At 56.6% G+C, this 12,436-nt stretch carries 11 protein-coding genes; 8 read left to right on the top strand and 3 right to left on the bottom strand.

The genetic code is table 11. The annotated features are described in order from the left end of the window. The first annotated feature begins 46 nt into the window (after positions 1-46). The 7 genes from FRY98_RS15865 (at position 47) to FRY98_RS15835 (ending at position 4,995) form a co-directional block, all read left to right on the top strand. Complete coding sequence (locus FRY98_RS15865; protein WP_148453661.1) at positions 47-244, top strand: DUF2281 domain-containing protein; 198 nt, start codon at positions 47-49, stop codon at positions 242-244. Continuing rightward, positions 234-584: a type II toxin-antitoxin system PemK/MazF family toxin gene (locus tag FRY98_RS15860; protein WP_249043431.1), complete on the top strand. Its 351-nt coding sequence runs from the start codon at positions 234-236 to the stop codon at positions 582-584. The genes FRY98_RS15865 and FRY98_RS15860 overlap by 11 nt, the downstream gene beginning before the upstream one ends. Before the next feature lie 160 nt (positions 585-744). After that, on the top strand, positions 745-1,200 hold the full coding sequence (locus FRY98_RS15855; protein ID WP_249043430.1) for a MarR family winged helix-turn-helix transcriptional regulator: 456 nt from the start codon (positions 745-747) through the stop codon (positions 1,198-1,200). A gap of 288 nt (positions 1,201-1,488) precedes the next feature. Continuing rightward, positions 1,489-2,025, top strand: a complete 537-nt coding sequence (locus FRY98_RS15850; protein WP_148453659.1) for a helix-turn-helix domain-containing protein — start codon at positions 1,489-1,491, stop codon at positions 2,023-2,025. Between the two features lie 5 nt (positions 2,026-2,030). After that, positions 2,031-2,549 carry a transposase gene (locus FRY98_RS15845; protein ID WP_249043429.1) on the top strand — a complete coding sequence of 173 codons (519 nt, stop codon included), beginning with the start codon at positions 2,031-2,033 and terminating at the stop codon, positions 2,547-2,549. A 248-nt stretch (positions 2,550-2,797) separates the two neighbouring features. After that, the gene (locus FRY98_RS15840) at positions 2,798-3,829 is read left to right on the top strand and encodes an NADH:flavin oxidoreductase/NADH oxidase (protein WP_148453655.1); all 1,032 of its coding nucleotides are present in this window, start codon (positions 2,798-2,800) and stop codon (positions 3,827-3,829) included. A 197-nt stretch (positions 3,830-4,026) separates the two neighbouring features. Beyond that, positions 4,027-4,995, top strand: a complete 969-nt coding sequence (locus FRY98_RS15835) for an iron-hydroxamate ABC transporter substrate-binding protein (RefSeq protein WP_148453653.1) — start codon at positions 4,027-4,029, stop codon at positions 4,993-4,995. 503 nt (positions 4,996-5,498) lie between these two features. Here the strand turns inward: FRY98_RS15835 and FRY98_RS15830 are convergent. Beyond that, positions 5,499-6,359, bottom strand: a complete 861-nt coding sequence (locus FRY98_RS15830) for an MSCRAMM family protein (RefSeq protein WP_148453650.1) — start codon at positions 6,357-6,359, stop codon at positions 5,499-5,501. 179 nt (positions 6,360-6,538) lie between these two features. Between FRY98_RS15830 and FRY98_RS15825 the strand changes: the two genes are divergently transcribed. Next, positions 6,539-7,039: a pyridoxamine 5'-phosphate oxidase family protein gene (locus tag FRY98_RS15825; protein WP_148453648.1), complete on the top strand. Its 501-nt coding sequence runs from the start codon at positions 6,539-6,541 to the stop codon at positions 7,037-7,039. A gap of 540 nt (positions 7,040-7,579) precedes the next feature. Here the strand turns inward: FRY98_RS15825 and FRY98_RS28450 are convergent. Both FRY98_RS28450 and FRY98_RS15815 read right to left on the bottom strand, forming a co-directional pair. After that, positions 7,580-7,822: a hypothetical protein gene (locus FRY98_RS28450; protein WP_170287104.1), complete on the bottom strand. Its 243-nt coding sequence runs from the start codon at positions 7,820-7,822 to the stop codon at positions 7,580-7,582. Between the two features lie 127 nt (positions 7,823-7,949). Beyond that, entirely contained in the window at positions 7,950-12,347 is a 4,398-nt protein-coding gene (locus FRY98_RS15815) for a bifunctional nitrate reductase/sulfite reductase flavoprotein subunit alpha (RefSeq protein WP_148453646.1), read from the bottom strand. Positions 12,348-12,436: the final 89 nt, after the last annotated feature.

Below are 12,436 nucleotides of genomic sequence, written 5' to 3'. Positions count from 1 at the left end.
GCTGTTCGATAGGGCTAAAACTTATGAGGACGGGAGTGAGACTCGGATGAGTGTATCGAAAGAAACGATATATCAACTAATTGCGGACATTCCCCAGCAGGAATTAGAGGAAGTTGCCGACTTCATAGGATACTTGAAGATGAAACGGGAAAACGGGATACTAAAGGAGCTTAGTAAAGCTGCTGAAAGCAGTCTTGATTTTTGGCATAATAAAATTGACGACGAGGTATGGAATGATGCTTAGCCAAGGCGATATTGTGCTAATTCCAATCCCTTTCAGTGATCTGACCTCAAACAAAAGAAGACCTGTCTTGGTTTTGTCCAATGATGACTACAATCGGCGCTATCAAGATGTCATTGTTGCTGCAGTTACTTCTAATGTAACAAAGCGTGAATATCAGATAGTCATCACAAATGACGAAATGGCAGAAGGCGAGCTTAAGGCCACCTCGGCTATTCGTGCGGATAAAATATATACCTTGTCACAGTCCATTGTTGTTAAAAAATTCGGGAGTGTTCAGGCATCAGTCTTGTTGGATGTAAAATCTCAAATGAATAGCTGGTATTCTCCAAAAGTCCTCTAACTCTGAGGGCTTTTGTTTTTATGAGGCCAGCTTGGAGAAATTACATAAATTCAACCGGAACGAGCAGAATTAGACCGGGAAGAATTAATAATCCGTCTTGGTCACCGCCTTGCAAAAGATGATACAATAAGAACATCTAACCTTGGAGAAGAAAGCTAACATGAAGACAGGTGAACGCACTATGGAAAAAGACCCCGTCAACCGGGATCGTTTGATCGATAATTGGCTGAGGTTAACGCAGATGCAGGCGGGTATCGCATACCGCTTGGAGTTGGCCTTGCAGGAGAAGCATCAGCTGTCCCTTAAGGAATTTTACTTGCTGATGTTCTTGTCCGAAGCCAAGGAGCAAAAATTAAAGCTGCAGCAACTGGAAGAGCTCGTTGGTTTGAGTCAGAGCGCCATCTCCAGGCTGGTCAGCCGGTTTGAAGCCAAGGGCTGCGGAGCGCTGAGAAGAAACATCTGTGAAGACGATCGCAGAGCGGTGTACACCTGTTTAACGCCGATCGGCGCCGAGAAGCTGGAGAAGGCCATGCCCACTTTTAAGGCTGCCCTGGCGGAAGCTTTCGCGGGTGAGGAATTTCAAAGGATGATCCTTTGCTTTCTCCCGGAAAACTAGCCCCCCTTCAAAGGCAATCTTGATAACATAGGATTCCTGCAAATCTGCAGGAATTTTTAACGAAACCGGCTCCTAGCCCAAAAATCGCTTGAAATACCTGCAGATTTGCATCTTTTTGGAGTTGGAAGGGGTGGAAAATGCGTTAGGCGCCTGGAATGCCGTGGCCGTGGGCTAAATCCGATTGGATGTCTGTGGACGTGGGACTGCGTGCTTAACTAGTGCCCCTTCTGAGATCATACTTGGGAAAATGGGTAATAACATATAACCCATTGATTTGAGGTGAGGGACATGACTGTATTTGTTCGCGACTTATCGAAAGAAGAAGGGAATCGACTTGTACGGATTGCCCGTAAAGGTGCCGATCCGGTGCAGGTGCGCCGTGCCCTGCTTATCCTGGCTTCGGCACAAAAAATGAAAGTGCCGGAAATCAGCCGGCTGTACCATATCTCGGGTGAAAATATCCGTCATACCATCCACCGCTTCAACGTGGAAGGCATGGACTCTTTAAAGCCGCGGTACTGTGGAGGGCGTCCACAGACGTTTACGGCCGAACAACGGGCAAAGATCACGGAACTGGCCCAGATCCCTCCCCAAAGTGCGGGATACCCTTTCACAAACTGGTCTCTGTCCAAACTGAAGCAGGCCGTGGAAGACCGACACATCGTTTCTTCAATATCATTGGAAACTCTTCGAGTGATCTTAAATGAGGCCAAAATTACCTACCAGAACACGAAAACCTGGAAGGCCTCAAACGATCCGGAATTTGAATCTAAAAAAAACGAATCGAAGAGCTCTACAAGAATCCTCCAAAAGACGGGCGTGTAATTTGCGTGGATGAATTTGGCCCGTTGTCTCTTCAGCCTTACAAGGGCAAAGGCTGGTTTCCGCAGCGGAGACCAACCCGGCTTCGGGCAACCTATAATCGCCCTCACGGCGTGAAGCATCTGCTGGCCGCGTTGGACCTGAAGACCGACAAGCTTTACGGACATGTCTCCAAGACGAAGAGGCACCAGGACCTTCTTCGTTTCTTTCAGGTGCTGCGCCGACGGTTTCACCATAGCGAGCGCCTCTACCTTATCCTGGATAACTTTTCCCCGCATCAGCATAAAAAAGTGAAAAAGTGGGCCTCCGAGAACAACGTAGAACTCGTGTTCACCCCGACTTATGCTTCCTGGCTGAACCGAATCGAGTGCCACTTTGGACCGCTTCGGAAGTTTGTCCTCGAAGGAAGTGATTTTGCCAAACACCAAGATCTCGGATTAGCGATTCAGGCGTATTTACGCTGGCGAAACAAGAACAAACGTAAGGCCATTATTTTACGAGAGCAAAATAAGATCAAGGTTGTCTGAAGGGGCACTAGCTATCTTATCGGGTACTCCGCTCTAAAACAGCGAATTCTCGTTTTCTCCTCCTGCGGTGTCTGATGAGGCACTAGCGCCAACTCCGGGCTGTGCGGAAGGATTTGCCTAGGTGCGAGCTTGACGGAATACTTTTCAACGTGGTAATTTATATGCATGCGCATGCAATTTATTGATTTGCATCATTCGTTCGTTTCATGGATATTCTGGATATAGATCAAAAAGGAGTGGTACTTACGATGGACCATCTGTTCAGTCCCTACAAGCTTAAATCCCTGGAGTTAAAAAACCGCGTCGTCATGCCGCCGATGTGTCAATATTCCGTCGAGAAAAAAGACGGTGTCGCGAACGACTGGCATTACACGCATTATGTCAACAGAGCCGTCGGCGGAACCGGATTAGTGATCATTGAGATGACGGACGTGGAGCCGGACGGCCGCATTTCCGACTATGATTTGGGTTTGTGGTCGGACGATCAGATCCCGGCCTTGGCGCGCATCGTGGAAGCTTGCCATCAGCACGGCGCGAAGGTGGGCATTCAAATCGCCCACGCGGGGCGGAAGGCGGAAGATGCTCAGGTTCCTGTGGCGCCTTCGGCGATTCCTTTTGACGAGAAGTCCAAGACGCCAAGAGCCTTGACTACCGAAGAAGTGAAGGACATGGTGGAAAAATTCCGCCTGGCCGTACGCCGGGCCGTTCAGGCTGGCTTCGATACGATCGAGCTGCACGGCGCACACGGTTACCTGATTCATCAATTTCATTCCCCGCTCACGAATCAAAGAACGGATGAATATGGCAAGGACTTGACCCGATTCGGCCGCGAGGTCATTGAAGCCGCCAAGAGCGAGATGCCTGCGGACATGCCGCTGATTATGCGGATTTCGGCTCAGGAGTATGTGGAGGGCGGATACGGCATTAAAGAAAGCCTTGAGTTCTCCAAAGTCTATCGTGAAGCCGGTGTTGATATGTTCCATATCAGCGCCGGGGGAGAGGGGCCGATTGCGGCTTGGGGCAGACCGGGGACCCACGCGGCCTATCAGGTTCCTTTGGCCAGAGAAATCAAGCATACGCTGGACATCCCGGTGATCGCGGTGGGCCGGCTGGATGAGCCAGCCTTGGCCAATGCCGTCATTGGCCAAGGCGATGCGGATCTGGTGGCTGTCGGAAGAGGCATGCTGCGCAACCCTTATTGGACACTGGAAGCGGCGGTGCGGCTCGGCAAAGAAACCCAGGTGCCGAAGCAGTATTTGAGCGGATTCCCAAGAGTATAAGCAAGTATGAAACGGAAGCGAAGCCTTAGCGAATGCCAAGGCTTCGCTTTTTTCGCGGTAAGGCGGGTATTTCCAAAAAAATAGGATTGACAACTAGGCGGCATAGAAAATATATTAGGTACATATGAGATCGATAATCATTATCATTTAGGCGGTCACAGACATTAGAAAATCAATCGACACCGAAGGAGACGAATATGAAAAACAAGCTACTACCCTTAATCTCACTCATCCTGCTGCTGGCCCTCAGCGCTTGCGGCGGCAACTCGGCCAATTCGGGACAGGGCGCGTCCCCGGAGAACGGAAGCACTTCGGCGCCAAAGGCTGAGGCGGCGGAGCCGTCCGGAACCGGAACGGTCACTTACGCCTCGGAAAAAGGACCTGTGGAAGTTCCCGCGAACCCGACCCGAATCGTGGCGTTGACGAATGCGCCGAACGTTCTTTCGCTTGGGGGAACCTTGGTCGGCGTCGATGAATGGACGATGAAGAACCCGCTATTTACGGAGAAACTGGCGGGGGTCGACGTGGTGTCGGACGATGACCTGGAACAGATCATGGCCCTGAATCCGGACTTGATCATCACCGGTACGCATATGAAGAATCTGGACCAGTTGGAGAAGATCGCGCCGACGGTAGCTTATACTTGGGGCAAGCTGGACTATTTGGCACAGCAGGTGGAGATCGGGAAGCTCTTGAACAAGGAGAAGGAAGCGCAGGCCTGGGTCGACGACTTCAAGAAGCGGGCCGAAGAAGCCGGACGGGAAATCAAAGCCAAGCATGGGGAAAATGTTACGGTGACGGTATTTGAAACGGACGCGAAGAACTTCTATGTGTTCGGGAACAATTGGGCGCGCGGGACCGAAATTTTGTACCAGGCTATGGGCTTGAGCATGCCGGAAAAAGTGAAAAAGGATGCCTTGGGGCCCGGCTACTACACGCTGTCTCAAGAGGTGATTCCGGAATATGCCGGCGATTTTGTCGTTTTGAGCCGCAGAGCCGCGGACGACAATTCGTTTATGAAGACGGAGATGTGGAAGAACATTCCGGCCGTGAAAAACAAGCAAGTCATCGAAATCGATATGAACGCCTCGACGTACAGCGATCCGATAACGCTGGATTATCTGCTGGATATTTTCAAGAAGGGTTTCCTTGGTGAATCGAAATAATGCAACAACCGAAAGCCTGCTTCCGCCATAATGGGAGCAGGCTTTCAGATTTCCGTGGGAACTCGGCGTACATCCTTAAAAGCGAACATAGTAACGCTTCCCCCGGCTCTTCCTCTTTCCCCGGCTTACGGTAACGGAGAGCAGGGCGTCGATAGGAGAAAGCCGAGGATCGCCGCCAAGGGAGCGGAGCCTTCTTGTATTGCTCCAAGTTACCAGGTTCCGGCAGTTTTTTTGGCTGAAGATTCTTAGCCGGATTCGCTGCTTGTAAATTCGCCCTTTGTTTTTGATGATGAGGCAGAAGCCTACTTGCAAAGGGGCGCGGCAGAGGGCACGGAAATGTTTGGGGGCAGTGCTGCGCTTAGGTTCGGATCGGGAGGGGCTTCGATGTGGAACGTCGGCTTCGTTCCCCTTCTTCCGCCGATGGAGTTCGAGGGGAACCCAAAGACCCTCCGAGGGCCTTAACACAATAACGGAGCTGTCCGTGAGCGCTTCATGTCTCCTCGTCATACTTCAATCTGAGCCGTGGCCTTGACCCGGTAAGTCCCTGGCTGTAAATCGCCAAAAAGATATAGTCCTGCCGCGTTCGTTTGCGTGATTTGGACAATGGTCTCCACACCGCCGTTCAGCGCGTACAGGGCCACCAGCGCGCCGGATACGGGGGAACCGGTCGCTTGATCGGTGATGATGCCGGACAAGGTTCCCGTGTTGGCATTCGGATCGACGGTCAGGTTGATGTCCAAGGGGGCGAATTGATTGCCTGTAATGGTAACCGGGGCACTCTGATTGGACAGATATCCCAGGACGGTAGCTTGAACGAAATAGGTGGCGCTTGGCAGGTTGGCGAATAAATATTGCCCGGTTGAATTGGAAACGACCGTTCCGATCAGGGTATTTGTGGCTCCATCGACCCTGAACAGGTTGATGGCGGCATTATTCACGGGCTGATTGTTCGTGGCATTTCTGACAATACCAAACACGGCTCCGGTTGTGGCTGCCGGATCAACCTGCAGCGTGATGGTGACCTGGGTGGGCTGACCTTGGGTGACGCTAAGCGGAATCCGCGGAGGCGTAAGAAACCCCGTCTCTGCGGCGGTAATTAAATAAGCGCCGACGGGAACATTCGGAATGACAAACAACCCCTGCGGATTGGTGCTCACATGCTGGACCGGAACGCTTTGCGAGGTAAACAACTGGACGGTAGCCGAGGGGACGGGAGTGCCGTTGGCGAGTCGTACCGAACCTTGAACCACACCTACGGTTGCATTGGGAGCGGCCTGAAGCGCCAGGTTTACGCTCTCATCTTCATTGCCATTCAATGTGAACGGGGGGCTGGGTTGCAAAATGTATTTATCGGTAATGGGCATGTCGCTGACCTCCTTACATACATACAGTCATTGTATGCCTCGGCGTCCAGAATCGAGTGGACGAATGCGACGATTACCGGGTTGGGCTCACCCAATTGGCGAAGAGTACTATTGCCAACTTTTGTTTAATATAAGCAGAGAAGACGGTCATCCCAAATAATTAGATGGAGTGAAAAGACATGTCGAATCCGCAAGCAGCCTCAGCACAACAAGAAGCGATTGAAACGGTTAGAGACCTGATCAAAGGGATCGATACGGCAATGCTAACCACCAGGACGGAGGAAGGCCTGGTCTCCCGCCCGATGAAGACCCAGGAGGTCGAGTTTGACGGGGATCTGTGGTTTTTGACCATGAAGGACACGAACAAATATCGTGAATTGCTTCAAGATTCCATGGTAAATGTGGCTTACGTGGGGCAATCTTACGTGTCGATCCGGGGACGGGCCGAATTGGTCGACGATCGAGGGAAGATCAAGGAGTTCTGGAACGCCGCTTACAGCGAATTGCTGGATACGACCAGCGACGATCCGAACCTTGTTTTGATCAAGATCCGGGCCGAAACCGCCGAATATTGGGAAACCGGCAGCAAAATCAAAATGGTAAAGCGCCTGTTTTCCAAACTGACGGGAACCGAGTCCGAGACGGAGCTGAATAAGACGGTCGATTTGGACGGCGTATGAATCCAAATTATGAATGAGCCGGACCGGGAAAACCACTTCTTCTTTCGGAAGTGGTTTTTGTCGGCTGCATTTGGATCAATCGGCTTTCGTGGCCTCGTGCCCGTCCTCTCTTTAATAAGCAGCGGGCGGGTGAATAAGGGCCTTTTACGGCGCTATTTTGTCGAATTCGTCCCTTCGGTGAGAAATAGCGGTCATTTGGGGCCTTATTTTAGGGAGAAGTGGGCCGAAACCTGATTTTTGGACCCGAACCAGTGAAATAAGGCCTTTTTTAGCCGCTAATTTTCACTAAAACGCAAATCGGGCCGGAATAACGGCCCAAAATGCCGCTAATGCAGCGGACGGCCAAGGAATTGCGGGCCGCCCGAATCGAGCCCGTCGAAAAAGGAGCCTTTCTTTTGAGCCCCCTTCCCGAAATTGGAGGAGCCCCGGCTTTATTTGTGAAGTCGGGTGGTTCTGCCTTCGTCGGAATTGGCTTATTCCTCCGTGGTGAAGTGGGAGGCCGGGAGCCCTTCCCGGTTCACCAAATTGGCGTCCGCCGGATTATTGCACCAGGCGTACCGGGCATGAACCGGCACCGGAATCGCCTCGTGCCTCACTACAACGGTGCTGGCGGATATCTCCGCCTGCGCCGGGACATAAACGCCATCGGCCCCGCATCGATTCGTGGCCGAGCTCCGCCCAGGAACCGGGCACCGTTTGCGGATGGTCCATTTTTCCCCAGATGTTAACTTTGGCGCCCCGCTGAAGAACTATCCCTTCGCTCAGGATCCTCGATTGAATCATGGATATCCGCCTTTCCGACGTATTCTCGTGTATCTCCTATTCTCATTTCGCTCCAGGGGAGTCAATTTCTCCCGGATGAGGATAAGCCGGAAAAAAGGACCGTTCGCGGGAACGGTCCGGGAAAGATTCAGTACACATCTTTGGCATAGCGTTTGTTTCGTCTCATATCCGTTATATAGGCGTCCGCGGCGGCGTCATCCAGTCCGCCATGGACCCGGATCACGGTCCGGAGGGCGGCATCGACCTCCTTGGCCATGCTGCCGGCGTCTCCGCAGACATAGAAGCGGGCGCCTTCCTGCAGCCAGCCCCAGAGCTCGGCGCCTTGCTCAAGCAGGCGGTGCTGGACATAGATTTTGTCGGCCTGATCGCGGGAAAACGCCGTATCGAGGCGCTGCAGCAACCCGTCTTGCTTAAAAGCTTCAAGCTCCTCCCGGAAGTAGAAATCGCACGCCTCCCGCTGTTCTCCGAAGATCAGCCAGTTCCGGCCCGGTGCTCCGGCCGCCCGCCTTTCCTGCAGGAAGCCGCGGAAAGGCGCGATACCGGTACCCGAGCCGACCATGATCATCGGGGTACGGGGGTCCTCCGGGAGATGAAAGTGGCGGTTTTTGTGGATAAAAACCGGGATATCCATGCCGGGCTTAACGAGGTCGGCCAAAAAGGTGGAGCAGACCCCTTTGCGAACCTGCCCCCGATGCTCATACCGCAGTGTGGAGACCGTAATATGCACCTCTTCCGGATGCGGCTTCGGGCTGGAGGCGATGGAATAAAGCCGGGGCTGCAAAGGCTTGAGCAGTCCGGCTAGCTCCGCCGGGGTAAGAGAGACGGGGAACTCCTCCAGCACATCGATTAACCGGCGGCCCCACTGCCAGGCCTGGAATTCCTCCCGGCGGCTCTCTTGCAGCAGATCCCGCAAGACTTCAGCCCGTGTGCGCTCCTGAATAAACCGGATCATTTCCTTGTGGATCCGGGCAATCTCATAGTGGCGCCGCAATGCCTCGGCTAGCGGGAGCGTGCCTTGACCCTTGACGTGCACCGGGGCCAAAGGATCGAGCTTCAATGTACCGAGGAGCCGTTCGACCAGCTCGGGGTCATTGGCGGGCCAAACGCCCAGCGCGTCGCCGGCCTCGTACGCCAGCCCGGTACCGCGGAGATCGAAGGCGTAGTGGCGGGTTTCTTTTTCGGAGCCGGGCCGGTTCAGGAGCCGGTTAAAAAGAAGCCGCGCAGGCACCGGCCGATCCCGCCCGGATTTGCCCGCCTCCCGCCCCTCCGGTCGGGGAGCGACGGCCGTGGCCGCCGCGGGGCCGAGGCCGGATCGGGCGGGGGAGGCGACGGCAGGGGAAGCGGGAGGGGCGATGGTAGGCGCGGCGGCAGAAGCTTCGCCAGGAGCCCCGACAGGAGCCTCAGCAGGGGCGGATACCTCTGCTGAGACATGAGCGTCCGAGGCTGCGGCATGGCCAAGAGTCCCGCCTTCATGGCTTAACCGTTCCGCGACCGCATCGGCCCAGGCCTCGACCTGTTCATGGTAATCGGTGTCGCAGCGCGTACAGCCGAGCAGCCGTCGGCCCCCCAATTGCGCCAGGCGGTCGTCCAGGAACTGCCCAAAGCCGCAGAACCGCGCAAAGCTGGAATCCCCGAACGCGAGCACGGCGTACTGCAGATCAGGCAGGGTGGGGGCGCTCTCGCTCTTCAAGGCGCGAAAAAAGCCCTCCCCATTGTCCGGCGGCTCCCCATCCCCAAACGTGCTGGCAATGAACAGGACAAACCGTTCGCCGGTTAATTCGGCCGCCGGATACTCGTCCATGCCGGCGAGCCTGACGGGATGGCCGGCCTTTTTTAGCCGCTGGGCGCAGCGCAGGGCGGCGCTCTCCGCGTTCCCGGTCTGGGACGCCCAGAGTATGGTGACGGGCGGGAGTTGGACCGTCGCCATTGCCGCCGTCGTCTCCGCCCCTGTCGTCGTCGCCCCTGTCGTCGCCGTCCCCGCCTGCACACCCGCCTCCGGCGCGGGTGCAGGCAGAGACGCGCGGGAGAACATGCCCGCCAGCAGCCCGTCGACCCAGTAACGCTTGGCCGGCGGAAGCGGCGCGGTTGGCGGGAGCACGGGTACGGCGGTCCCCGCCCGGGGCTCCTCGCTCCGCAGGCTGGTCAGAAAGCCGGCCAAATAAGCCTGCTCGTACGGGTCGAGCGTCAGCGAGGTCATTGGCTGGGACAGGCCCAGCACCTGGGTGAGCGTATTCAACTGCTCCGGTTGCAATTGCTGTGTCATCGGCTCGGCCTCCTTCCGATAGGGTTGATGATTTGCAGGCGCCGCCTTAACTGCCTGGCATGATTCGGCAGCCTTCTCCAGCGCGACGGCGCAGTATTTCAGCTCGGGCTGCAGGGAGAGGGGATCCACCGCATCGATGGTGAGCTCGTTAACGGCAAGATCGGGGCCGAACAGGTCGTTCCAGTGAAACGGGGCGAAGCAGGTTCCCTCACGCACCCGGTCGGTCACGACGGCAGGCAGGACCGCGTGTCCCCGCCGGGATCTCAGGTTCACCCGGTCCCCATCCCGGATGTCCAGCCGCGCCGCGTCGGCGGGGTGAACCTCAAGGAACGGCCCGGGGTTCAGCTTCACCAGCTTGGGGATTTTCCCCGTCTTGGTCAACGTGTGCCATTGATGCTGCACCCGGCCCGAATTCAGCACATACGGGTATTCCTCATCGGGAAGTTCCGCTGGGGGCAGATAGGGCCGCGCCCAAAACACGGCCTTTCCATCCGCGGTGGGAAAAAGGATCCGCGGTTCGCCGGGGGACTGGCGCTGATGCGGGCCGGGGCCGTCAGCCGACTTGGCTGTCCCCGCCGACCCAGCCGCCCCCAATTCCGTCCGCCCGTTCAGGTAGCGGATCGGGCTCCGGCGGCTGTCCTCGCCCGGCGCGCTTGGCCACTGCACGGGCGCTTCCCGCAGCCGATCGTAGGTGGCCCCCCGCAGGTCGTAGCCCGTTTTCGGGTTCCACGCCCGCTGGATTTCCCGGTATACCTCCTCCGAGGAGGCGTAGGTGAAGGCGTCGGCGTAACCCATCTCGCAAGCGACCCTGGCGATGATTTGCCAGTCCGGGAGAGCTTCTCCGGGCGGGTCGACCGCCTTTTGCATCAAGGTCAGATTCCGCTCGGAGTTGACCATCACCCCTTCGCCTTCGGCCCACAGCGCCCCGGGCAGCAGGATGTCCGCGTACCGGTTGGTTTCGGTCTCCCAAAAAGCGTCCTGCGCAATGACCAGTTCGGCCGCTTCAAGGCCGGCGATTACGATTTTGCGGTTGGGGACGGAGGCGACCGGATTGGTGCAAATGATCCAGCAGGCTTTGATCTCGCCCGATGCCATGCTTTCGAACATGGACACCGTGCCGCCGCCGGCTTCGGTGCGAAGCGTTCCGGGAGGGATCTTCCACAGATCCTCCATAAACCGGCGGTCCGCCTCGTCCAGCAAGGAACGTTGGCCGGGCAATCCCGGCCCCATATAGCCCATCTCCCGGCCGCCCATGGCATTGGGCTGGCCGGTGAGGGAGAAGGGGCCGCCTCCCGGTCGGCAGATGGCGCCGGTAGCGAGATGCAGATTGCAGATCGCGTTCGTATGCCAGGTGCCGTGCGTGCTTTGGTTGAGGCCCATGGTCCAGCAGGTCATCCACTCGCGCGATTCGCCGATCCAGTCCGCCGCGGTGCGGATATCCGCTTCGGGAATGCCCGTGATTTCCGCCACCCTGGCGGGCGAATAATCCTCCAGGAATTCCGGGATCTGCTCAAAACCGGTCGTATACCTGGATATAAAGTCCGGGTCCGTGTGACCGTTTCTGACGAGCAGATGCAGCAACCCGTTCAGCAGAGCCAGGTCGGTCCCGGGGCGAATCGGCAAATAAAGCTGCGCCTTGTCCGCGGTCGCCGTCCGCCGGGGATCGACGACGATCAAACGGGCGCCCGCTTTGACCCGGTCTATCAGGCGCAGGAACAGGATCGGGTGGCAGTCGGCCATATTGGCCCCGATGACGAAGAACAGATCCGCCTGATCGATATCTTGGTAAGATCCCGGCGGTCCGTCCGCCCCCAGCGAGAGCTTGTAGCCGCTCCCCGCGCTCGCCATGCAAAGGCGGGAGTTCGATTCGATGTGCCGGGTCCGGACGAAGCCTTTGGCCAGTTTGTTGATCAAATACTGTGCCTCCAGCGACATTTGCCCCGACACGTAGAAGGAGAGGGCATCGGGGCCGTGCCGTTCCAGCAGGCCGCGGAGCCGCCGGGCGGTCTCGCGGATGGCCGCATCCATCCCCGTCTTTACGGGGGCGGCGTCCCGGGAAGGGCGCAGGTAGGCCCGCTCCATCCGGCCGGATTCCGTCAGCGCCCCCGCGGAGGTGGCGCCTTTGGTGCAGAGTCGGCCGAAGTTGGCGGGATGCTCCCGGTCGCCGGTGACTTTGACGACACGGCCGCCGGATACTTCCAGCACCATGCCGCATCCGACCCCGCAGTAGGGGCACACGCTTTTGACTTGCTTCACGTTCATCCGATTTCACCTCCCGTGGATCGTGGGTTGGATTGAGATAAGCGACTTGTGCCCCGGCAGATAAGCTTTTCGGACGGGGGATAAGGGCC

Source organism: Paenibacillus faecis (genome assembly GCF_008084145.1).
GTDB classification, from domain to species: domain Bacteria; phylum Bacillota; class Bacilli; order Paenibacillales; family Paenibacillaceae; genus Fontibacillus; species Fontibacillus faecis.
This window is presented reverse-complemented; position numbering and strand designations above follow the sequence as displayed.

Coding starts and splice junctions, on each gene's coding strand:
- FRY98_RS15865 (WP_148453661.1), top strand. CDS start 47: ATGAGTGTATCGAAAGAAACGATATATCAACTAATTGCGGACATTCCC.
- FRY98_RS15860 (WP_249043431.1), top strand. CDS start 234: ATGATGCTTAGCCAAGGCGATATTGTGCTAATTCCAATCCCTTTCAGT.
- FRY98_RS15855 (WP_249043430.1), top strand. CDS start 745: ATGAAGACAGGTGAACGCACTATGGAAAAAGACCCCGTCAACCGGGAT.
- FRY98_RS15850 (WP_148453659.1), top strand. CDS start 1,489: ATGACTGTATTTGTTCGCGACTTATCGAAAGAAGAAGGGAATCGACTT.
- FRY98_RS15840 (WP_148453655.1), top strand. CDS start 2,798: ATGGACCATCTGTTCAGTCCCTACAAGCTTAAATCCCTGGAGTTAAAA.
- FRY98_RS15835 (WP_148453653.1), top strand. CDS start 4,027: ATGAAAAACAAGCTACTACCCTTAATCTCACTCATCCTGCTGCTGGCC.
- FRY98_RS15830 (WP_148453650.1), bottom strand. CDS start 6,359: ATGCCCATTACCGATAAATACATTTTGCAACCCAGCCCCCCGTTCACA.
- FRY98_RS15825 (WP_148453648.1), top strand. CDS start 6,539: ATGTCGAATCCGCAAGCAGCCTCAGCACAACAAGAAGCGATTGAAACG.
- FRY98_RS28450 (WP_170287104.1), bottom strand. CDS start 7,822: ATGATTCAATCGAGGATCCTGAGCGAAGGGATAGTTCTTCAGCGGGGC.
- FRY98_RS15815 (WP_148453646.1), bottom strand. CDS start 12,347: ATGAACGTGAAGCAAGTCAAAAGCGTGTGCCCCTACTGCGGGGTCGGA.